The organism is Streptacidiphilus sp. P02-A3a (genome assembly GCF_014084105.1).
Lineage (GTDB): Bacteria > Actinomycetota > Actinomycetes > Streptomycetales > Streptomycetaceae > Streptacidiphilus.
Genome location: NZ_CP048289.1, coordinates 6736716 through 6757456, shown reverse-complemented (window position 1 = coordinate 6757456; position 20741 = coordinate 6736716). Strand labels below are relative to the sequence as shown.

Genomic DNA, 20741 nt, shown 5'->3' with positions numbered 1-20741 from the left:
GTCGGCGGGCCAGGAGCCGCGGAAGAACCAGGTGATCCGGACACAAATGCGGATCCCTCGGGCCGAGTTGGCGTCACCACCGCACTCAACCCGGCGAAAGGTGCCCGAGCGTCATGCCTCCACTCGACCTGTCAGTCGACGAACTGCTCACCACGACCCGTGCCGTCCGCAAGCGCCTGGACCTGACGCGCCCGGTGGACCGCGAGGTCATCAAGGAATGCCTCGCCATCGCCACCCAGGCGCCCACCGGCCGCAACCGGCAGCACTGGGACTTCGTGTTCGTGACCGACCCGCACCGGCGCGCGGCGCTGGCCGACCTGTACCGGGCGGGTCTGACCAGCCCGCGTGAGGCCGCGTCGGGGGGCGAACTCGTCAACCGGGGCAGCGCCCAGGGATGGGGCAGGATCGCCGACGGCGCGCAGCACCTGTTCGAGCACCTGCACGAGGTTCCGGTGCTGCTGGTGCCGTGCGTGCGGGTGGGCGACCGGCGGGAGTTGGACTGGCCGGTGCGCCGGGCCAACATCTACGGCTCGATCTTCCCCGCGGTCTGGCAGTTCATGCTCGCGGCGCGCTCGCGCGGGCTGGGCACCGTCTGGACCACCCCCCACCTCCAGTACGAGCGTGAGGCCGCGCGACTGCTCGGCATCCCCTACGACACGGTCGTCCAGACCGCGCTGATCCCGGTGGCCCACAGCATCGGGACGGACTTCCGGCCCGGGCCGCGGGTCGCGGCCGACGAGGTGGCGCACTGGGACCGCTGGTAGCCCGCCCGCGGACCTTCGCGGCCGGGAGCGCCGCCGCTCACGCCACGTCGAGGATCTTGACCATCAGCCGGGCCAGGGTCCTGCGCTCCGCCGGGGTCAGCGCCTGGAAGGCGCGGTCCAGGAAGCCCGGCACCCCGCTCTCGACCTCGGCCAGGGCGTCGAGCCCCTCCGGCGTGGGAATGATGACATTGGCCCGGCGGTCCTTGGGATGCCGTTCGCGGCGGACCAGGCCCGAGTCCTCCAGCCCGTCGATGCAGCCGACCATCACGCTGCGGTCGATGCGCAACTGCTCGCTCAGCTCCTGCTGCGAGCACGGGCCGACATCGTCGAGCATCTTGAGTACCAGGTGCTGGGCCGCCGAGACGTCGTAGCCGGTCAGCTCCGCGTCGATGGCGCGGGCCACCACCGTGGTCGCCCGGCAGAGGCCGACGTCCGGCCGGTCCAGGGCCAGTTTCGCGAAGTACCGCCGGCGTCGGCCGTCGTCCACGGCCCGGCTCGGCGAAGCGCGGCGGGTCTTCGGCGGGTTGCTCATCTGGGTTCCCTCGGGCGGCTCGTCCCGGTCACGGAACAGGAGGTGCCAAGAATGTTTCCGGGTAGATCTCTTGCAAGCCTATCGCCTCCGCCGCCCGCAGGTGGACCGGGCGGCTGACCGGGCGGCGCGGCGGGTCCGTATCCTGTGCCCACGCCGACCGAGCCGGCGGATCGGCGCCCGACGGGATCGGGCCGCTCCGACGGCAGCTGGCCAGGCGCCGATTCCGCCGGGACCTGGAGGCGCATCGTCGCGAAGCCGCCCTGGCGGGTGGCTGAGGATCCCCTCGGCCCGGGGCCACGGCCACCGCTCGGGGACGGCACCGTTCGGCCCGGAACCTCAACTGTTGCTGGTGGGGCCAGGAACCGTACCCGTACGGCACGCGTCTCCCGCTCCATGACTTCTGACGAGCAGCACGGGCAGCACGAGCACGCGAGCTCCACCGGGCCCACCTCATCGGCCGCGGTGACTGTGGATCCGCCGAAGGTCAACGCCTACGACAGCTTCGCCGAGGCGTACACGGCCGAGAACGAGGACAACCTCATCAACGGCTACTACCAGCGGCCCGCGATGCTGGCCCTCGCCGGGGAGGTGGCGGGCCGCCGGATCCTCGACGCCGGGTGCGGCTCCGGGCCGCTGTTCGCGGGGCTGCGCGACCGCGGCGCCGTGGTGAGCGGTTTCGACGCGAGCGCCGGGATGGTGGAGCTGGCCCGGCGGCGGCTCGGCGACGGCGCCGACCTGCGGGTGGCCGACCTGGGCAGTCCGCTTCCCTACCCTGACGACACGTTCGACGATGTCGTCGCGGCCCTGGTGCTGCACTACCTGGAGGACTGGGGACCGGCGCTGGCCGAGCTGCGGCGGGTACTGAAGCCCGGCGGTCGGCTGATCGCGTCCGTCGACCATCCCTTCGCCATCCACCTCATGCACCGCGAGGCCGGTCGGGCGGCGGAGTACAAGTACTTCGACACCACCAACTGGATCGAGGAGTGGACCTTCGGCGACCAGAGCACCCCGGTGAGCTTCTGGCACAGGCCGCTGCACGCGATGATCGAGGCGTTCACCTCGGCGGGCTTCCGGATAGCGGTCATCAGCGAACCGGAGCCCGACCCGGCCGCCCGCGAGCTCTTCCCCGAGGTGATCGCGGCCAAGCCGCGCTTCCTGTCCTTCCTGTTCTTCGTTCTCCAGGCCGACTAGGCCGCGGTCGCGCTCGACGGTCGAGCACCCGTGGGGTCGTGGGGACCGGCCCTAGTCCCGCCCGGCGCCGGGTTCCTGCGCGGGCAGGCCGCGCAGCAGCGTGTCGAGGAACAGTTCGAAGCGGGGGGTGCTGTCGCCCAGGTCGAGCGGGTGCTCCTGGACGGCGAGCCAGCTCACGATGGACGTGATGAAGATGTACCAGCTCTGTTCGGCGAGGTGGGGGGAGACCCCGGCGTCGGTGAACGCGCTGATGACGCTGGCGCGGAGGCGCCCGAAGGTCCCGGTGGTGTGGCGGTGCGGCCGCGAGATGCGGGTGGCGTAGCCGGGTAGGGCCAGGAAGCGGTCGTGCATGCCCCAGCCGAGGTGCGCGAGCCAGGGCCGCCAGTCGCGGTCCGACGGGCCCTCGGCGGGCAGGACGCGTTCGACCATGACCTCGTTGACGAGGTCGAACAGCTGGTCGCGGTTTTTCACCCAGCGGTAGAGCGCGGCGTGGGTGACCCCCAGCCGGGCGGCGAGCTCGCGCATGGTCAGGGTGTCGAGGTTCCCGGTACTGATGGCGGCGTCGACGATCAGCTCGCGGCTGATCTGCGCGGGGCGTCCCCGGCGTGATCGGGTTGTCGGGGCATCGGCCATGGCCAGGACTATACGAGACCGCCGCCGCCGGGGTCCTTGACGAAGGTTCCGTCCAGGGCTGGACCGGCGGGGAAAAATAAGTAACCATTGGTAGCTAATGATGCCGGAGCCGGGAGGAAGCGATGAAGGACGAGAACGTGGTGCGGGGCACAGTGGCCGACGGGTTCGAGCCGGTCCGTGCGGAGTTCGCCGCGGTCGCGGCCGGGGAGGGCGGCGACCACGCCGCGCAGCTGGTGGCCTACCGGCACGGGGAACGGGTCGTCGACCTGTGGACGGGCCCGGGGACCACCGCGGACTCGCTATTCGGCGCGTACTCCGCGTCCAAGGGCGCCGCGCACCTCGTCGTCGCGTCACTGGTCCAGGAAGGCGTGCTGGACCTGGAGCAGAAGGTCAGCCACTACTGGCCGCAGTTCGCGGTGGAGGGCAAGGGGGACGTGCTGCTGCGCGAACTGCTGGCGCACCGGGCCGGCCTGGTCGGCGCGGACACCGGGTTCACGATCGAGGAGCTCGCCGACGACCGGAACGTGGCCGAGCGCCTCGGCGCGCAACGGCCGTACTGGCGGCCGGGTACCGCGTTCGGCTACCACGCGCTGGTGATGGGCGCGCTCAGCGGCGAGGTGGTGCGGCGCGCCACCGGCCGCGGCGTCCAGGAGTTGTTCGCCGAGCGGGTGCGCGACGCCCACGGGGTCGATTTCCACCTCGGACTGCCGCGCGAGCAGGAGTCGCGGTTCCTCAGTGCCCAGCCGATGCTGGCGACTCCCGAGCGGCTGGCCGCGGCGGCGGCGTCCGCGAGCGGTCCGAACAGCCTGTCCGGCATCGCCTTCAACCGCAACCATCCGCAGAACCCGGGGGTGTGGGAGCTGCCGAACTTCCAGGTGGTCCGCGCCTCGGGGACGGCCTCGTTCGGTGGGGTGGCCTCGGCCCGCGGACTGGCCCGGATGTACGCGGTCGCGACGGGTTCGGTGGACGGCGCGGCTCCGCTGCTCAAGCCGGAGACGCTCGCGGTGGTCGGGCAGATCCAGTCCATCGGCCACGACCTGGTCCTCGGTGCGCGGAAGGCGTTCACCGTCGGGTTCCACGCCACCGCCGAGTACTACCCGCAGCTCGGCCAGGGCTCGTTCGGCCACAGCGGCGCGGGGGGCCAGCAGGCCTTCGCCGACCCGCGCAACGGCATCGCCTACGGCTACACCCGGCGGCGGACCCCCTTCCCCGCCGCCGCCGGTCCGGAGAACGACCGCCTGATCCGCGCCCTCTACGGAGCCGCCGCGACACGGTGACGCCGCCGGGCGGGCGAGGGGTTCACTGCCTGGTGAGCGGCACCTCGGATTCGATGTGGGACAGCTTCTCCGGGTTGCGGACGAAGTACAGGCCGGTGATGCGGGCGTCCTCGACCCGGATCGCCATGATGCCGTCCAACTCCCCGTCCAGGTGGACCAGGAGGGCCGGGTTGCCGTTGACCACGGTGGGGCCGAGGGCGATCGTGTGCGCGGTCCTGCTGGTTCCGCCGATGATCAGGCGGGCCACCTTGTCGGCGCCGACGATCGGCCGCGGGGCGGCGTACTTGAGTCCGCCGCCGTCGCCCATGTAGACGACCTCGGGGGCGAGCACCCGCAGCAGCCCCTGGAGGTCCCCGGTTTCGAGTGCCCGCCGCAACGACTCCACGGCCGCCCGGGTCTCCCGGGCGGAGGCCACCTGGCGCGGGCGGCGGGCCTCGACGTGCCGACGGGCCCGGTGCGCGATCTGGCGGACGGCCACCAGGCTCTTGTCGATGGCGGCCGCGATCTCGTCGTAGTCGACACCGAAGGCCTCGCGCAGGACGAAGACGGCGCGCTCGGTCGGCGACAGGGTTTCGAGGACAAGCATCATCGCCATGGAGACGCTCTCGGCGAGCTCCACGTCCTCGGCCACGTCCGGCGCGGTGAGCATCGGCTCGGGCAGCCAGGGGCCGACGTACGCCTCCTTCCGGCGCTTCATGCTGCGCAGCCGGTTGAGTGCCTCGCGGGTGGTGATCCGGACCAGGTAGGCGCGCGGGTCGCGGACCTGCTCCAGATCGACCGTGACCCAGCGCAGCCAGGTCTCCTGGAGCACGTCCTCGGCGTCGGCCGCCGATCCGAGCATCTCGTAGGCGACGGTGAAGAGCAGGTTGCGGTGGGTGACGAAGCTCTCGGTCGCCTCGTCGGCGGGGTGCTCGCTGATGTCCCGGCCCTCCCGGCCCTCCCGGCCCTCCCGGGGCCGCGGAAGACCCTGGTCCCCGGCGGTGTTCAGGTGTGCGTCCACAGCACGATCCCCCTTGCGTCGGTGGTCGTTCGTCCGACCCGGCGGTCGGTGAGGTCGAGCGTAGGACCCCACCCGGCGCACCTCACGACGCCGCCCGTTCGGCGGCGGCCGGCGCCTCGCCGGGCTCGACCTGGAGCAGCCGGCGGCGCTTGGTGCCCCCGGACATGAGGTGCAGCCGGTAGGCACCGGGCTTGGCGGCCTCGCCGGCCATGTGCTTGACGACGCTCTTGCACACGAGCTCCTTGAGCTTCGCGCCCGGGCGGCCGTCGATGTTGAACCACACCGCGACGTCGTTGCGGGCGAACTGGAAGATGCCGGAGCGTCGGCCCAGGCTGAGGCACTGGGCGCCGAACGGCTGGTTCAGGGGCGCGGGCCGCTCACCCGCGATCCGGCTGAGCACCGTGTCGGCGGCCCGCGCGCCCATGGGCATCGCGGCCTGGCAGCTCATCCGCAGCGGCAGGCCCGATGGTGCCGCCGAGTCCCCGGCCGCGACGATGCGCACGTCGTCCACGCTGGTCAGGGTCTCGTCGGTGAGCACGCGCCCCAGCGCGTCGGTGCTCAGTCCGCTGCGCACGGCCAGGTCGGGCACGGCGAATCCGGCGGTCCAGATGGTCACCGTGCTCGGCAGCTCGCGGCCGTCGGCGAGCCGCACGGCGTCGCGGGTCACCGCCGTCACCCGGGTACCGGGGCCGTCGAGTACGGTCACCCCGAGCCTGGCCAGCCGCTTGGCGACCGAGCGCCGACCCCGCGCGTGCAGGTACGGGCCGAGTACCCCTCCGCAGAGCAGGGTCACCGAGCGTCCCGCCTCGGCCAGTTCGGCGGCGGTCTCGATCCCGGTCGGACCCGCTCCGACCACCGTCACGGCGGCCTGCGCGGGCGCGGCGTCAAGGACCGGGCGCAGCCGCACCGCCTCCTCCAGGTCGGCGATCGGGTAGGCGAACTCGGCCGCCCCGGGGACGCGCGGATCGGCGCTGCCACTGCCCGCCGCGTAGATCAGGTAGTCGTAGTCGACCGTGCCGCCGGACGCCAACGTCACGTCGGCCGCCGCCGCGTCGATCCGGGTCACGCTGTCGACCACCAACCGGACGCGGTCGCCCAGGACTTCGCCGTAGTCGACGACCGCCCCGCCGGAGCCGCCCACGAGTTGGTGCAGCCGGATCCGATGCACGAAGGACGGGCGCGGGTTGATCAGGGTCACGGTCACGTCGTCGCGCTGCATCAGGCGATTGGCCGCCATCACGCCCGCGTACCCGCCGCCGATCACGACCACATCGGTGTTTCCAGTCATGCTGTCTCCCCTGTTCCGAGCGCCTGTTCCGCGCTCTGTTCCGCGCTCTGTTCCGAGCGGTTCAGCCACAAGACGCCGCCTGCGCGTCTCCTGTGACATCGTGTGAGGCAGATCACTCCATGCGGGACCGTCACACTGCACAGTGCAATGTGACGTATCGAACATCACGGGTGGACAGGTTGCGCCCCGCTCGGCCGGGCGGGGCGCCGGGGACTTGGCCGCATGGGCGACTGGTACGAGCAATGCGAGGGCGGCGACGGGATCGTCCGGATCACCGAGCCACACGTCAACGACCTGCTGAAGGCCAACGTCTGGTGGCTGCGCGGCACGGAGCGCGACATCGTCGTGGACTCGGGGCCAGCGGGCCGCCCACCGGGCCGCGGCCGACAGCCTGGCGCGAGGGATCCCGGCGAGCCTGTACGGCGCGCTGCCGCAGTCCGACTGATCGACGACCTGCCCGACTCGGCCGTCGCCTCGTACCGGCTGAGCATGGAGTTCCTCGCGCGGCTGGACGTCTCCACCGTCCACCCCGGCCACGGGCCCGGCTTCGACCGGACCCGGCTCCGCGAACTGGCCGACGGCTACCTGCGCCGCACGCACGAGAGCGGCTGGCGTGCGCCGCCCGCGGCAGCGGCTCCGGGCCGGTGCCCCGGCAGCGTGTCACATTCCCGGCGGCCGCGGTGTCCTACGGCGGAGACGCCGTCCAGCACGGGCCGACGGCACAGACCCGAGGAGAGAACGCATGCCGACAGCAGGGACAGCCGACGACACCGCGACGGTCCACCGCCTGCACGCCGCCGTGAACAGCGGCGACCTGGGGTCCATCGCGAGGTTCATCGACGAGTTCGTCGCACCGGACGTGCTCTTCCACGCTCCGGTACCGATGGACGTGACCGGAGCCGAGGCCCTGAAACGGGTGTGGGAGATACTCCTGCACGCCTACCCCGACATTCACGTCACCGCCGAGGAGACGATCACGGAAGGCGACAGGGTCGTCTCCAGGAACACCGTGACCGGCACCCACCGGGGCCAGTACCAGGGCCTGCCACCCACCGGAAGGCGCGTCAGCTACAACGAGATCTTCGTCTTCCGCTTCACCGACGGCCGGATCACCGAGATCCGCGGCGTCGTCGACGTACTCACCCAACTACGCCAACTCGGCGCCCTCCCGTCCTGACGCCCCCGACCCTTTTGGGTGATTACGTCGCCGGTGCCCCCGCGCTGCGGGATCGTGGTTCCGCAGAGGTATTCCATCGGTCAGGGAGGAACCCATGGACAGCAGTGACAGCGACTGGCAGATCGACGAGTTCGGACCGTCCCACACCGGACGGGCGGTCGCGGTCCTCGCCGACGGCGGGGAGCCCCGGCCGATGGTGTACGACACGGGCGGTGCCTCCGGCCACACCACCAGCCAGTGGTGGGTCTACGACGGGACCGGCCGGGCGCCGCTCGCCACCCACCTGCGGGCCGGGTGCTCCTGCGGCTGGCGCGGCAGCGCGCTGCATCCGCTCGACTGGGCCGAGCTCGGCGACGAACCCTACGCCGTCGACCCGGTCGGCCCGCGCCAGGACTGGTGCGACCACATCGACCAGGTCGAGGCCCGCACCGTGCCCCTGCCGGACGACCTGACCGACCTGCTGCGGCGACTGGACGAACGGCTGACCGACCTCGCCGCCGACGCGCCGGTGGCCGCGCTGCGGGCCGTGGGCGAACTGGAGCGGATAGCCGAACGCGTCGGCGTCGACGCGGCGCACAACGTCGCCGTGGACGGCGTCCCCTGGGAGACGCTGGCGACGGCGCTCGGGCTGACCGAGAACGACGCCCGCGCCCGGGTGAGCCGGTACCGGTACGCGCACTGACCGGCGGTCAGCGGCCCAGCGCGGCCATGGCCGCGTTGTGGCCGGGGATGCCGCTGACGCCGCCGCCGCGGACCGCGCCCGCGCCGCAGAGCAGGATGTTGGGGTGGGCGGTGGCCACGCCCCAGCGGTCGGGGCCGCCGCGCCGAAGGTCCCGGTCCCGGCCCTGGTCCCGATCCCGGTCCAGGTCCTCGGCGAAGGGGAAGGAGAGGTCCCGGTGGAAGATGTTGCCGCCGGGCAGGCCGAGGTCCCGCTCCAGGTCCAGCGGGCTGCGGACCTCCAGGCAGGGACGGCCGTCGGCGTCGGTGGCCAGGCAGTCGGCCAGCGGCTCGTCCAGCACCGCGTCGAGTTGGGCCAGCACGGCGGTGAGGGCGGTCGCGCGGACGGCGTCGTGGTCCCGGCCGGTGAACAGCCGGGCGGGCAGTTGCAGCCCGAACAGGGTGAGCGTCTGGTAGCCCCGTTCCCGCAGTTCCGGGCCCAGGATCGACGGGTCGGTCAGTGAGTGGCAGTACAGCTCGGACGGAGCGGCGGACGGGACCGCGCCCGCCGAGGCCTCGCGGTGGGCGTCGGCCAGCTGCCGGTAGGACTCGGCGACGTGGAAGGTCCCGGCGAAGGCCGCGCGCGGGTCCACGCCCCGGTCGCGCAGCCGGGGCAGGCGCCGCAGCAGCATGTTCACCTTCAGCTGCGAGCCCTCCGGGTCGGGCCCCGCCGGTGGCTCGCCCAGCAGCCGTTCCAGCTCGCGCGGGGCGGCGTTGCACAGCACCCGCTCCGCGCCGACCCGCAGTTCGGCCCCGTCCCGGTGGAACTCCACCTCCGCCTCGGCGCCGTCGGTCCGTACCGCGGTCACCTCGCAGCCGGTCAGCAACTCGGCCCCGGCCGCGCGGGCGGCCGCCGCCAGGGCGTCGGTGACCGCGCCCATGCCGCCCACCGGGACGTCCCAGTCGCCGGTGCCGTTGCCGATCACGTGGTAGAGAAAGCAGCGGTTCTGCCGTAGCGACGGGTCGTGGGCCCGGCTGAACGTCCCGATCAGGGCATCGGTCAGGACCACCCCCCGGACCAGGTCGTCCTGGAAGGACGCCTCCACGGTCTCGCCCAGCGGGCGCTCGAACAGGGCGTCCCAGGCCGCGTCGTCGCCGACGCGCTTCCGCAGCTCGGAGCGGGTCGGCAGGGGCTCGGTCAGGGTCGGGAAGACGGCCCGCGCCACCCGGGCGGTGCGTTCGTGGAACTCCCGCCAGGCCCGGTACTCCCGGTCCGAGCCGGTGAGCCGACGGAACCCCTCGGCGGTGCCGGGTTCGTCGCCGTTGTCGATCAGGAGACCTGTCGACAGTCCGTCGCGCTCCACCGGCGTGTACGAGGAGACGCTGCGCCGACGCAGCTCGATCGGCAGCGCCAGGTCCGCGACGATGCTCCGGGGCAGCAGGCTCACCAGGTAGGAGTAGCGCGACAGCCGGGCGTCCACCCCGGCGAAGGCCCGCTGCGACACCGCCGCCCCGCCGGTCTGCCCCAGCCGCTCCAGCAGCAGCACGCTGCGTCCGGCCCCGGCCAGGTAGGCGGCGGCCACCAGTCCGTTGTGGCCGCCGCCGACCACGACCACGTCGTAGCGGGGACGGGCGGGGGATTCGGCGGTAATACGGCCCATCCGGCAGTCATACCAGCCCGTCGGCCGCCGTGGTAGCCCCGGCGGTCCGGACCTCACCGCTGGTCCGGACCGCCGGGGCGCGGTCGCGTGCCGCCGGTCAGCGGCGGGCCGCGTCCGGCTCCACCAGTTGCAGCTGGATGCCCGCGCAGGTGTCCGGCTGGGTGAAGATGTTCAGGTTGCCGTCGATGGCGACGGGCTGCGGCGTGGTGAAGGTGACGCCGAGGGCGCGCACGGCGGCCATCGCCGCGGCGAGGGTGTGGTCCACCTCGACCGCTATGTGTTCGATGCGGGCCCGGTTGCCGTCCCCCAGGCGCCGGGCGCGGGCCTCCGGCGTGGTCGGCTCGATCAGTTCGATGCGGCCGTCGCCGCAGCCGTAGAAGGCGGCCCTGACCTGGCGTTCGGGCAGCTCCCGTTCGAACTGGAAGGCCAGGCCGAGGCCCTCCAGGAACGCCTTCGCCCGGGACAGGTCGTCGACGACGACCCCGATGTGGTCAATGCGCTTGAGCACGGGTCTTCTCCTTGCGGTCGGTGGTGGTCCCGGTCTGCCGCAGCTGCAGGGCGCTGCCGAGGAACAGGGCGCCCAGCAGCAGCCAGCTGGCGGGATAGCTGATGGCGCCACAGAGGTAGCCGAACAGGGGCGGCGCGACCGAGGCGATGATCTGGTTGAGGGTGATGGCGAAGCTGAGGGTCGAGGCGACCGCTGTCCTGGGCGCGAGCTCGGTGACCTGCACCAGGTACAGCGGGTACCAGCCGGCGCTCAGCAGCCCGAGCACCAGGCACAACGCGTAGTCGAGCCAGTACGGGCTGTGGGAGCCGAGGGTCGCCAGGGCCGCCACCGGGACGGCGGAGACGACGAGCAGCCAGCGCAGTGACCGCAGCCGTCTGCCGGGCCAGAAGTGGTCGCTGGTCCAGGCCAGCCCGATGCGTCCGACGATTCCGGCGACCTGGGCGGCGGAGTACATCAGTCCGGCGGTGACGAGCGGGATGCCGAGGTGGTTGCTGAGGAAGATCAGGATCTGGGTGGAGATGACGTACTGGAAGGCGACCAGGACCAGGCCGCTGGTCAGCAGGGAGCGCACGACGGGCTCGGCGAGGAGCGCCCGGACCAGCTGCCGGAGGTTCGCCGAGGGCCCGCGCCGGGAGCTGCTGCCGCCTCCGGAGGTGCGGTACAGGACCGCGAACACCACACCGCCGACGATGCCCGCCACACCCTGCGCGGCGATCGCCCAGCGCCACCCGTAGTGGAGCGCCAGCGGCGGCAGGATGATCCCGGCCAGGGAACCGCCGAGCGGGAGACCGGCCTGCCGGATGCCGGTGGCCATGCTCTGCAGGCCCGGTTCGAACCAGCGGGCGATGGCCCGCTGCCCACCGGGCAGGATGCTGCCGTAGAAGGCGCCGGTCGCCAGCAGGAACAGCAGCAGCACCGGATAGCCGGGGTGCAGCGCGGCGGCGGCGAGGGAGGTGAGGCCCATCGCGACCATCGTCAGCGAGACGACCCAGCGTTCCCCGTACCGGTCGATGGCGCTGCCGAGCAGCAGCATGGACGCGATGGGTCCGGCGTGCATCGCCGCCGAGGCCAAACCGGCGGTCGCCGCCGTCAGGTGGTAGTCGCGCAGCCAGAAGGCGGTCAGCACGCTGGTGCCGGAGTAGACGATGGACCCCGTGGTCAGCGCCGTCAGGGCGGTACCGAGGATCACCCACTTGTAGCGGCTGCCGCCCGGTTCGGTGGATCCCGCCTCCGTGTCGTCGGCCTCACCGGCGAGCTGGTTCGTCGTCATCAGCCGACCTCCGGCGATAGTTTCACGTCAGCCGCGCCCAGGCGCGCCAGCAGCGGGATGTTCATCACGTTCAGCAGCACCAGGTCCTCCTCGCCGGAGTTGCTGAACCCGTGCGGGCACCAGGCCGGGACGAGCTGGACGTCGCCCGGACCCAGGCCCGACCGGGTGGTCCCGCCCGCCCGGTGGAACGTGATCGCGCCGGTACCCGATTGGACGACGAACAGGTGGTACCAGCTGTGCGCGTGCGGGGCGGTGTGCCGCCCGGCCGGTACCACCTGGTAGGCGACGGCGATGTCCCGCAGCACCTCGGCGCTGCCGTCGGGCAGGGTGAGGGCCAGGGTTCCGCGTTCGGGGTGCTCGACCGCGCCGAGCCGCCCGGCGACCTCCCGCCACTGCCAGTGCACCGGCTCCGGTTCCGCGGGCTCGTAGCGCCGCTTGAACTCCGGGTACGGGAGGTGGCTACCGCGACCGGCCGTCATGGCTCTCCTCTCGTGTGCGCTCGGTGAGTTGGGTCCACATGTCATCGACGGCGGCGTCGGCCTCCGCGGCGAACCGGGTGCTCTGTCCGGCCCGGGGCACGTAGTAGGTGTAGTAGCGCGGCCCCTCGACCGGGTAGCCGAGCGCCCAGACGGCCTGGAGCGGGTCGCCGGTCTTGGCGACGACCCGGCCGCTGCGGGTGATGTCCAGCCCGCCGGGCCGGTAGTCGCCGTTGGCGAAGGGGCGGACCAGGCCGCGCGCCAGCAGCCGACGGGTCAACTCGGAGCTGTCGCTGCCGGGGTGGAACAGGTCCAGCCGGGCGGCGATCAGCACGTCGGCGTGCCGGAGCGCGCTGCCGCGGTCGAAGTCGGTGCGGATGGCGAAGCGCCCGGCCTCCTCGTCGGTGCCGACGCGGCAACCGGGTCCCCCGGCGAGGCCCACGACGCCGGCCCTGAACAGCGCCAGCAGCTCGTAGTTGCGGCGCCGGGGCGGACCGAAGCAGGTCCGGTTCATCAGCGGGACCCAGCGCTCGTTGAACTCCCGGTGCGAGCGGGGGGTGAGCCCGGCGAAGTCGACCGCCTGCCGCAGGCTCTCGCGCACGTCCCGGATCGCGTCGGTGGCCGCCTTCACCGGGCTCGTCCGGTTGCCCTGCTCCGCCTGCGCGAGGTCGTCGGCGACGAAGGCGGTGAAGAACGCGGTGAACTCGTCGAGGTCGCCGAAGGTCCGACCGGCCAGGGGGTCCAGGACCGCCTCCACCGCGGCCCGGTCCTCACTGCCGAACTCGTACTCCCGCGGCGGGACATGGCGCTGCTCCAGGGTGCTGCGCCAGACGTAGCCCAGCTCGCGCAGCAGCAGCGGCAGCAACTCCTGGTCGAAGTCGAGCTGCGGCGTCCCGCGCCTGCGCCGCGCCTCCCGCCGCAGCGCCGCCACGGCCTCCGGGGTGAAGAAGCTGGGCTGGTAACCGCCGGACACCCCCTTCTGGTTGACGCCCCGGGCCGCCGCGGGGAGGCACTGCCGGGACGTCAGCAGGATCCGGGGCTCGCGTCCGGAGGGCAGGTAGCGCGTCGCCCCGGCCTCGCCCTCGAAGCGGCCGCCGCGGCCCACGGTCAGCGCCGCGATCACATCGTGCGCGGTCAGCCCCAGGCCCTGGACGGCCACCGTGCTGTCCGGTTCGACGGATCGCAGCCGGTCGATCGGGTACGGGGCGGCGATGTAGTCGAGCCGGTGGTTGCGGTGCCGCTGGTCGGCCACGAAGGCCTCGAAGCGCGCGTCGTCGTTGCTCGCGACCCGGCGGCTGTGGCCGGTGGCGAGGAAGGCGAAGTCACCGGCGATCTCGACACCGTCGTCGGTGCGCAGCAGCACCCCGCCCTCGGCCGTCTCCTCCAAGTCGACGCCGAGGCAGCGGTGGTGGAGCAGGCGCACCGACGGCGGCAGGGCCCGCGCGGTGGAGTCGAAGACGAAGGACAGGTACTCCCCGAGCAGGCTGCGGGGCAGGTAGTCGCGCTCGCCGATCGGTGCGCCGCCCGCATCGGCGGTGCGGCAGTAGGCGGAGCCGAACCTGCGGTAACCGGTTTGCTGCGCCCACTCGGTGAACGAAGGCCCCTGGCCGCGGCTGAACATGCTCAGCTGACTGGCGAGGGTGTTCGTCAGCAGGTAGTCGGGCTGCCGCGCCGGATGGGCGCCCTGCCCGGTCTCCCCGGGGTCCACCAGGTGGATCTCCAGCTCGGTACCGGCGGGCAGGTCACCGGCCCGCTCGCCGATCCGTTGCAGCACCCCGAGCCCGCGCGGGCCGAGCCCGACGATGGTCACGCGCACCGGGGTCACCGTGCTGCCTCCGCGCCGTCCGTGCCGGGCTCCCGGTAGGCGGTCAGCGGCGGCCGGTGCAGGCGGGTCCACCTGGCTGAGTGCTCCAGGGCGGGGAACCGCGTGGCAACCTGCGGGTCGTGGCCGGGGATGACGTGGTCGGGCCCGTCCGCCAGCGCCTCCACCACCTCGTAGCTGTCCACCATGGAGGCCAGGTGGTCGAGGATGGGGAACGGGGCGCGGCGGCGGATGTTCGCCCACAGGTGGCTCGAATCACTGGCCAGCACCAGCCACCCCCGCTCGGTGTGGACGCGCACCACCTGCAGGCCCGGGGTGTGGCCGGGCGCCGGGTGCGCCTCGACGCCCGGGGCGATCCGCACCGGGCCGCGGTGCAGGCGCAGCCGCTCCGCGAACAGCAGCCGTACCGCGGTGTTCACGTCGTCGGCCTCGAACGGCCGACGGGGGGCGGCGTGCCGCATGGCGCCGCCGGTGCAGAACTCCATTTCGGCCTGTTGCAGGTGGACCCGGGCCGTGGGGTAGGCGTCGAGGAACCCGGTGTGGTCCCAGTGCATGTGGGTGACCACCAGGTCCGAGACCTGCTCGGGGCTGATCGCCAGGTCCGCCAGCGCCCGCACCGGGTGGTGCAGTTGGGTCCGGCCGCGGCGCGCCGCGGTGTCGGCGGCGAAGCCGGTGTCCACCGCGATCACCCGCTCCTCGTCGCGGATGACCCAGGTGTAGAAGTCGAAGGGAGCGACGGAGTCGGTGGCGCAGGGGTCGTCGGCGAACAGGAAGTTCTCCCGCGCCGACCGCCCGGCCTGGGTGCCGAACCGGAGGGCCAGGACTTCGTAGCGTGGTAGGGGGGCGTGGGTCATGAGAGCACTCCCAGCGGGTCCGGTTCCTGGTCGGTGGTCTGCGCGGAGGGCCGGTCGGGGGCCTGGCCGGTGAAGAAGAACTCCTTCTCGCCGAAGGCCGGGGTGAGTTGGTCGAACCAGGTCGCCGCCGGGTCGTACGCGGCGTAGAAGGGGCGGCGCACCCAGTCGCTGTCGCGGCCCTGGAGGAATTGCAGCGCGAAGACCCTCTCGCCCCTGATGGTGGGGGTGCCGTCGATCAGGACCTTGCCGGGGTGGGCGCTCATCGACGGGCCGCGGACGGTACGGGCCAGCCCGGACACCGATCGGTAGGCCTCACGGAAGATCTCGTAGGCGCGCACCAGCGGGAGCTCGAAGTAGTTCCGGGCTCCGGTGTCCCGCTCGACGAACAGGTAGTAGGGGACCGCCCCCAGGCGCACCCCGGTGCTCCACAACTCGCGCCAGACGGCGGGGTCGTCGTTGACGTGGCGGAGCACGGGGGACTGCATCCGCACGACCGCGCCGGTGGCGAGCACCCGCTTCAGCGCGGTCCGCGCGATCTCGGGACGGATCTCGGCCGGGTGGCTGTAGTGGCCCATGACCGCGAGGTGCTTGCCGGAGGCGACCACGCGGTCGAACAGCCGCAGCAGGTCGTCGGCGTCCCGGTCGGTGACGAACCGCTGGGGCCAGTAGGACAGCGACTTCGTGCCGAGCCGGATGGTCTGGATGTGCTCGAAGCCGGGCTCCAGCAGCGGTTCGAGGTAGCGGGCGAGGGTGCAGCTGCGCATGATCAACGGGTCGCCGCCGGTGATCAGGACGTCGGTGACCTCGTGGTGCCGGGCCAGGTAACTGGTCAGCCCCTCGGTGTCCTTGGCCGCGAACGCCGACTGGTCGTCACCGACGAACTGCGGCCACCGGAAGCAGAACGTGCAGTAGGCGTGGCAGGTCTGTCCGGCCTTGGGGAAGAACAGCACTGTACCGGCGTACTTGTGCTGGATCCCGGGCACCTCCTCGCCGTCCAACTCCGGCACGTTGTGCGTTTGTTGGCCGGCGGGGTGGGGGTTCATCCGGGCCCGGAGGCGGCGCACCCGGAGCGCCGTGGCGACCTCGTCGCCGGACGCGATGGTGTCGCGCAGCGCGGTGTAGTCGGCGTCCACCAGCATCGTCCGGTGCGGGAAGGTCAACCGGAAGATGGGGTCGTCGGGGACGTTGTCCCAGTCGATGAGCTCATCCAGGACGTACTGGTTGGTTCGGAAGGGCAGGACCTGGGAGACCACGGTCACGGCCTCGCGCAGTTCCTCGGATAATCGCTTCCACTGCGGGGCCCGCTGAACGGTCTCGCTGTTCAGTGGCGTGAATTTTGGCATGGTGAACTCACTTCTCCTTTTCGTGGTTTCCGCCTCGGAACGAAATAGCGGTCGGCGCCGTCGGACGTATTCACAGTCTTTCCCCGGACCGGCTCCCTGTCGCGCCGAAGAGTCGTCGGGGATGCGACTGTCGCATACCCGACAGCTGACAAAAGGGGCAGTGCGGCCGATGCCGGTTGTCCGGGCGGGGTGCGGCCGGGCACGGCCCCGGCCCCACTCCGTTCGTCCACCAGCGGTCAGCGGTCAGCGGTCAGCGGTCAGCGGTCAGCGGTCAGCGGTCAGCGCTCAGCCGTTGACGCTGCTGTCCGCCGGACGGTGCGTTGCGTCGAACTTTCCTTCGAGGACCCGGTGTTCGCGAATCAGGTAGCCCGCGTGGAGCCGGCTGCGGGCCCCGATCCGGCGCAGCACCTCGGACAGATGGCGTTGGAAGGTGCGCAGCGAGATGCCGAGGCGCTTGGCGACCACCTTGTCGTCGTATCCCTCCACGAGGAGCCCGACGATGGCGATCTTCATCGCCTCGGACGTCCGCAGGACCTGCGCGCGTTCGTAGCTGAACGGGAACGGCAGGGCCGTGTCCCAGACCTTGGCGAAGGCCCGGGTCAGGAAGTGGACGATGTTCGGGTCGCGCACGAGCAGCGAGCCCCGCTCGTTGTCGACCAGATCGATGAGCGCGACCTTCCGGTCGAAGACGATCAGCCGCATGAAGGCGTCGCTGACCACGCGGACCTCGGCCCCGCGCTCGACGGCCAGCGCGACGTGGTCGTAGGTCGGCTGGTGGAACTGCGCCGAGTACTGGTACAGCGTCTTCGTCGGCACGCCGCGTTCCAGGGCGCGCATCGTGCGGTCCCTCGTCTCCTGGGCGACGCTCCCGGCTCGTGGGCCCCCCGGTTGCGAGACCAGGATCTCCCGCGTGGCCCGGGCCGCCAGTTCGGACAGCGCCGCGCGCACGTCGTCCACGTCGTCCAGCCGCTCCAGGAGCTGCTCCTGGGCCCGTTCGAGGGCGCTCCCCTCGTATATCGGCAGCAGCGCCGAGAGGTGCGCCGACACGTCGTTGATCATTGCCTGCTGGTCACCCATCGCCCGGAGCACCGGGAGCAGCAGCTGGGCGCCGGCGGTGGCGGGGGCGACCGGGGTGAACATGTCCGGCCGTCCGCGTTGGCTGCGCAGTACCCGGAGTTCCACGAGCCGGTCGATCGCTCGCTGGGTGTCATCGAGTGGGGAGTCGACGCTCTTGAGCAGATCGTCGCGGGAGACGCTCTTCTGGGATGTCGCACGGGCATACAAGGCGGCCGCGAGAGAATCTGCCGCATCGACGGTCAACGATTTCCGGTTCTCTTCGTCTGCGTGCGTCTCCGCCCCTTTTGGCATGGCAGAGAGTTCCTTTCGGGTCAAGGCCACCGGGTACTGTCCACGCGGCAGCACGGGCGCGGCCACAGGCGGATTGAATTCATTGGAAGTTGATGTACTTCAACTATCCGTTGTGAAATTGACATTGCCCCCGTGGTTGAGTTCTGTCAACTATTGGGAGAGGCACGAGCAGACTTGTCGACTCCTGGTCGACTTTCGGCTCCGGGTGGTTGACCGCGGGAACTCAGTGGGGTCCGATCGGCGGCGGCGGGCGGGCGGGCAGGACCAGACCCGGGCGGGCATGACGAGACCCGGGCGCGGAGTCACGCCCGGGTCGGGGTTTCGTTACGGTCGGTCGGGAGCGGTGGTCAGCCGGACACTGCCGCGTGGCGGAGCCGGTGGGCCCGCTGGCGGCAGGCCGCTCCGCAGAAGCGGGGACGGCGGCCGGTGCGCAGCGGGTGGACCGGGCTGCCGCACTGTTCGCAGTGGAGGGCCGGGACGGCCCCGGTGCGGGGCGTTTCGTCACGCGCAGCGCTGTGCGTCAGCGTTTCGTTATGAATCGCCGGGGCGGGGGCCTGTTTCGTTACGACCGGTGCCGTCGTCGGTGCCGCCGCCGCGGGCGGGACCCTGAGCAGGGCCTCGTTGGCCAGGGCGGCCATCCGCTGGGGGCGCGCGGAGTCGGCGCGGACCCGGTCCATGGTCGCGGTGCCCACCGCGAAGGCGCACACGTCAGCCGCGTCGATGTCGTCCCTGACCGTCCCTGCGGTCTGGGCACGGGCGAGCAACTCGCCCAGGGCGGAGAGGAACTCACGCTGCGTCTCGGGTCCGACCTGTAGCTCCGCGGAGGCCTCGAACGCCTGGCAGAGCGCCTTGTTGAGCGCGGCCTGCTCGGTCATCAGGCTGAGGAACCTGAGGAAGGCCGGCCCCGGCTCGACGGCCCGGGCCAGGTCGCGGGCCTCCTCGATCAGCCGCAGCATGCCGCTGGCCACCACCGCGCGGAAGAGGTCGCTCCTGGTGGGGAAGTGCCGGTACACCGTCCCCACGCCCACCCCCGCGTGCCTGGCGACATCGTCGAAGGAGACCGGCATCCCGCGAGCTGCCAGCAACTCTTCCGCCGCTATCAGGACTTGGGTCCGGTTGCGGCGCGCGTCGGCGCGCCGTGGCGCCGCTGACGGGGTTGCCATCGACACGTCCTTAGGCTGCTTGACAAGGGGAGAAAGCTCTCCGTATTGTGAGAAACGGAGCTCCTCTTCAACATATCCGCAGGACATGACGCATGCAACCACATGGAGCGATTCGTGACTGAAGCGACCGACCAGACGACCAGCCGCCTCGAACTGGTCGAGCGGCTTCGTACCGCCATGGAGACGAAGGACAAGCACGCCTTCGTCGACCAGTTCGCCGACGACGGCGTGTACGAGCTCCCCTTCGCCCTCGACGGTGCGCCGTCGCGCTGGGAGGGCATCGACACGATTCGTGCGCTGCTGACCGCCGACAGCCCGATGTCGAAGCTCCTGGACATCCAGCGGGTCAGCGTCCAGGCGCAGCCCGGGGTGACCCCGGATGTGGTGACCGTCGAGTTCACCGTGGAGGGCAAGAACGCCTCCACCGGCGAGGCATTCTCGTTCCTCTCCTCGATCGGCGTGATCCGGGTGCGCGACGGCAAGATCGTGTACTACCGGGACTACCCCAGCAGCCTTCGCGGGGCCCAGGTCGCCGGGATGCTCAAGCCGTACGCGGAGTCGCTCGCAGCCCGGAGCTGAACCGGCCCGCAGGCCCACACGCCCGTCCATCGACCCCTCGGGATCGATGGACGGGCGTGTGGCGTATGTCATAGGGATGAGTCCCGGCGCCGGTCACGGGCGTGGTCCGTACCCGGCCCGCCGCCGACGCTCACCTGGGCCGACTGCCCGCCCTCGATCGCAAACCAGGAATCGGCCTGGTAGCCGCTCGGCATGCAGTAAGTGCTTTCCCCTATTGCTGAACCGGTTCGCTCCTGTGAGTCTTCCGAGGGAGACATCAGAGTGACACAAGGTGAAATGTTACGCCCACGTTAATCTGCTGCGAGGGGGACGAGTGCGATACGAATTGTTGGGATCGCTGCGGGTGGTGGACGACGGCAGGTGTCGTGTGATCAGTGCACGGAAGAAGGAAATCCTACTGGCGGCGCTGCTCATACGCGCCGGCCAGGTCGTCTCCAGGGATCAACTGATCGATGAACTGTGGGGCGACCAGCCCCCGCGCCGCGCGGCCGCGGCGCTGCACGTCTACGTCTCGCAACTGCGGGACTTCCTCCGCCGCAGTGACGGCACCAGGCACCCGATCGTCACCCGGGCCCCCGGCTACCTGCTGGAGCTGGGCGAGGACGAGCTGGACTGCCACGCGTTCCAACGGCTGCTGAACGAGGGCCGGGTGCACGCCCGGGCGCAGCGGCACGAGGAGGCGGTCGTCTCCTTCGAGCAGGCACTGGCCCAGTGGCGCGGTCCGGCACTCGACGGCCTCAAGGAGGGCCTGATCGTCAGCGGGTTCGTCACCTGGCAGGAGGAACTGCGGCTGGAATGCCTGGAGATGACCGTCGCCTCCAGCCTCGCCTTCGGCCGGGACCACGAACTCATCGGCTTCCTCTACTCGTTGATCGTGGAGCATCCGCTGCACGAAGCCTTCTACCAGGGCCTGATGACGGCGCTCTACCGGGCCGGGCGCCGCGCCGACGCGATGCAGGTGTACCGGCGGGCCTGCGAGGTGCTGCGTCGCGAACTCGGGCTCGAACCGTGCCGTCCGCTTCGGGATCTGCACCAGACGATCCTGGTCGCCGAGGACGACTTCGGCAGCCACGCGCTGAGCATGCGCTGAGCTTTAGCGCCACTTTGTTGCCCCCGGCGAGGATCGCGTTGTCACGACGGGGCTGCGGATTCGAGATCCGGGCCGGCCCCGGGACCAA

Annotated in this window: 20 protein-coding genes; 7 read left to right on the top strand and 13 right to left on the bottom strand. The window is 71.6% G+C overall.

The window, feature by feature from the left end; translation table 11 throughout:
• Window positions 1–113: 113 nt before the first annotated feature.
• On the top strand, window positions 114–764 hold the full coding sequence (locus GXP74_RS28550; RefSeq protein ID WP_182454114.1) for a nitroreductase family protein: 651 nt from the start codon (window positions 114–116) through the stop codon (window positions 762–764).
• A gap of 37 nt (window positions 765–801) precedes the next feature.
• Here the strand turns inward: GXP74_RS28550 and GXP74_RS28545 are convergent, their stop codons facing one another.
• Window positions 802–1296, bottom strand: coding sequence for a MarR family winged helix-turn-helix transcriptional regulator (locus tag GXP74_RS28545; RefSeq protein WP_182454113.1), 495 nt, complete (start codon window positions 1294–1296; stop codon window positions 802–804).
• Between the two features lie 393 nt (window positions 1297–1689).
• Here GXP74_RS28545 and GXP74_RS28540 point away from each other — a divergent pair, with 393 nt between their 5' ends.
• Complete coding sequence (locus tag GXP74_RS28540) at window positions 1690–2487, top strand: class I SAM-dependent methyltransferase (RefSeq protein ID WP_182454112.1); 798 nt, start codon at window positions 1690–1692, stop codon at window positions 2485–2487.
• Between the two features lie 51 nt (window positions 2488–2538).
• Here GXP74_RS28540 and GXP74_RS28535 read toward each other — a convergent pair whose 3' ends face one another.
• Window positions 2539–3120 (bottom strand): TetR/AcrR family transcriptional regulator, encoded by a 582-nt coding sequence (locus tag GXP74_RS28535; protein ID WP_182454111.1) that lies wholly within the window; start codon window positions 3118–3120, stop codon window positions 2539–2541.
• Between the two features lie 122 nt (window positions 3121–3242).
• Between GXP74_RS28535 and GXP74_RS28530 the strand changes: the two genes are divergently transcribed.
• Entirely contained in the window at window positions 3243–4397 is a 1155-nt protein-coding gene (locus tag GXP74_RS28530; protein WP_182454110.1) for a serine hydrolase domain-containing protein, read from the top strand.
• Between the two features lie 22 nt (window positions 4398–4419).
• Here the strand turns inward: GXP74_RS28530 and GXP74_RS28525 are convergent, their stop codons facing one another.
• Both GXP74_RS28525 and GXP74_RS28520 read right to left on the bottom strand, forming a co-directional pair.
• Entirely contained in the window at window positions 4420–5316 is an 897-nt protein-coding gene (locus tag GXP74_RS28525; RefSeq protein WP_182456698.1) for an RNA polymerase sigma-70 factor, read from the bottom strand.
• 163 nt (window positions 5317–5479) lie between these two features.
• On the bottom strand, window positions 5480–6685 hold the full coding sequence (locus GXP74_RS28520) for an NAD(P)/FAD-dependent oxidoreductase (protein WP_182454109.1): 1206 nt from the start codon (window positions 6683–6685) through the stop codon (window positions 5480–5482).
• 742 nt (window positions 6686–7427) lie between these two features.
• On the opposite strand from GXP74_RS28520, the gene GXP74_RS28515 reads away from it, so the two are divergent.
• Together GXP74_RS28515 and GXP74_RS28510 are read left to right on the top strand one after the other, a co-directional pair.
• Window positions 7428–7862, top strand: a complete 435-nt coding sequence (locus GXP74_RS28515) for an ester cyclase (protein ID WP_182454108.1) — start codon at window positions 7428–7430, stop codon at window positions 7860–7862.
• Between the two features lie 94 nt (window positions 7863–7956).
• On the top strand, window positions 7957–8544 hold the full coding sequence (locus tag GXP74_RS28510; RefSeq protein ID WP_182454107.1) for a hypothetical protein: 588 nt from the start codon (window positions 7957–7959) through the stop codon (window positions 8542–8544).
• 7 nt (window positions 8545–8551) lie between these two features.
• Here GXP74_RS28510 and GXP74_RS28505 read toward each other — a convergent pair whose 3' ends face one another.
• From GXP74_RS28505 to GXP74_RS28465, 9 genes are all read right to left on the bottom strand, one after another.
• Window positions 8552–10180, bottom strand: coding sequence for an NAD(P)/FAD-dependent oxidoreductase (locus GXP74_RS28505; RefSeq protein ID WP_182454106.1), 1629 nt, complete (start codon window positions 10178–10180; stop codon window positions 8552–8554).
• Between the two features lie 97 nt (window positions 10181–10277).
• A complete protein-coding gene (locus tag GXP74_RS28500; protein ID WP_182454105.1) occupies window positions 10278–10688 on the bottom strand; it encodes a VOC family protein in 411 nt (136 codons plus the stop codon).
• The gene (locus GXP74_RS28495; protein ID WP_182454104.1) at window positions 10672–11958 is read right to left on the bottom strand and encodes an MFS transporter; all 1287 of its coding nucleotides are present in this window, start codon (window positions 11956–11958) and stop codon (window positions 10672–10674) included. Before GXP74_RS28495 ends, GXP74_RS28500 begins: the two co-directional genes overlap by 17 nt.
• Window positions 11958–12437: a cupin domain-containing protein gene (locus GXP74_RS28490; protein WP_182454103.1), complete on the bottom strand. Its 480-nt coding sequence runs from the start codon at window positions 12435–12437 to the stop codon at window positions 11958–11960. Before GXP74_RS28490 ends, GXP74_RS28495 begins: the two co-directional genes overlap by 1 nt.
• A complete protein-coding gene (locus tag GXP74_RS28485; protein WP_182454102.1) occupies window positions 12418–14250 on the bottom strand; it encodes an FAD/NAD(P)-binding protein in 1833 nt (610 codons plus the stop codon). The genes GXP74_RS28490 and GXP74_RS28485 overlap by 20 nt, the downstream gene beginning before the upstream one ends.
• 5 nt (window positions 14251–14255) lie before the next feature.
• The gene (locus GXP74_RS28480; protein ID WP_182454101.1) at window positions 14256–15110 is read right to left on the bottom strand and encodes an N-acyl homoserine lactonase family protein; all 855 of its coding nucleotides are present in this window, start codon (window positions 15108–15110) and stop codon (window positions 14256–14258) included.
• Entirely contained in the window at window positions 15107–16453 is a 1347-nt protein-coding gene (locus GXP74_RS28475) for a KamA family radical SAM protein (protein WP_182454100.1), read from the bottom strand. Before GXP74_RS28475 ends, GXP74_RS28480 begins: the two co-directional genes overlap by 4 nt.
• A 285-nt stretch (window positions 16454–16738) precedes the next feature.
• Window positions 16739–17737, bottom strand: coding sequence for a helix-turn-helix transcriptional regulator (locus GXP74_RS28470; RefSeq protein WP_182454099.1), 999 nt, complete (start codon window positions 17735–17737; stop codon window positions 16739–16741).
• A gap of 431 nt (window positions 17738–18168) precedes the next feature.
• Window positions 18169–18984, bottom strand: a complete 816-nt coding sequence (locus GXP74_RS28465) for a TetR/AcrR family transcriptional regulator (protein ID WP_182454098.1) — start codon at window positions 18982–18984, stop codon at window positions 18169–18171.
• Window positions 18985–19098: 114 nt separating this feature from the next.
• Between GXP74_RS28465 and GXP74_RS28460 the strand changes: the two genes are divergently transcribed.
• Together GXP74_RS28460 and GXP74_RS28455 are read left to right on the top strand one after the other, a co-directional pair.
• Window positions 19099–19563 (top strand): nuclear transport factor 2 family protein, encoded by a 465-nt coding sequence (locus GXP74_RS28460; protein ID WP_182454097.1) that lies wholly within the window; start codon window positions 19099–19101, stop codon window positions 19561–19563.
• A 367-nt stretch (window positions 19564–19930) separates the two neighbouring features.
• Window positions 19931–20653, top strand: coding sequence for a BTAD domain-containing putative transcriptional regulator (locus GXP74_RS28455; protein WP_370468469.1), 723 nt, complete (start codon window positions 19931–19933; stop codon window positions 20651–20653).
• Window positions 20654–20741: the final 88 nt, after the last annotated feature.

Coding starts and splice junctions, on each gene's coding strand:
- GXP74_RS28550 (WP_182454114.1), top strand. CDS start 114: ATGCCTCCACTCGACCTGTCAGTCGACGAACTGCTCACCACGACCCGT.
- GXP74_RS28545 (WP_182454113.1), bottom strand. CDS start 1,296: ATGAGCAACCCGCCGAAGACCCGCCGCGCTTCGCCGAGCCGGGCCGTG.
- GXP74_RS28540 (WP_182454112.1), top strand. CDS start 1,690: ATGACTTCTGACGAGCAGCACGGGCAGCACGAGCACGCGAGCTCCACC.
- GXP74_RS28535 (WP_182454111.1), bottom strand. CDS start 3,120: ATGGCCGATGCCCCGACAACCCGATCACGCCGGGGACGCCCCGCGCAG.
- GXP74_RS28530 (WP_182454110.1), top strand. CDS start 3,243: ATGAAGGACGAGAACGTGGTGCGGGGCACAGTGGCCGACGGGTTCGAG.
- GXP74_RS28520 (WP_182454109.1), bottom strand. CDS start 6,685: ATGACTGGAAACACCGATGTGGTCGTGATCGGCGGCGGGTACGCGGGC.
- GXP74_RS28515 (WP_182454108.1), top strand. CDS start 7,428: ATGCCGACAGCAGGGACAGCCGACGACACCGCGACGGTCCACCGCCTG.
- GXP74_RS28510 (WP_182454107.1), top strand. CDS start 7,957: ATGGACAGCAGTGACAGCGACTGGCAGATCGACGAGTTCGGACCGTCC.
- GXP74_RS28505 (WP_182454106.1), bottom strand. CDS start 10,180: ATGGGCCGTATTACCGCCGAATCCCCCGCCCGTCCCCGCTACGACGTG.
- GXP74_RS28495 (WP_182454104.1), bottom strand. CDS start 11,958: ATGACGACGAACCAGCTCGCCGGTGAGGCCGACGACACGGAGGCGGGA.
- GXP74_RS28490 (WP_182454103.1), bottom strand. CDS start 12,437: ATGACGGCCGGTCGCGGTAGCCACCTCCCGTACCCGGAGTTCAAGCGG.
- GXP74_RS28480 (WP_182454101.1), bottom strand. CDS start 15,110: ATGACCCACGCCCCCCTACCACGCTACGAAGTCCTGGCCCTCCGGTTC.
- GXP74_RS28475 (WP_182454100.1), bottom strand. CDS start 16,453: ATGCCAAAATTCACGCCACTGAACAGCGAGACCGTTCAGCGGGCCCCG.
- GXP74_RS28465 (WP_182454098.1), bottom strand. CDS start 18,984: ATGGCAACCCCGTCAGCGGCGCCACGGCGCGCCGACGCGCGCCGCAAC.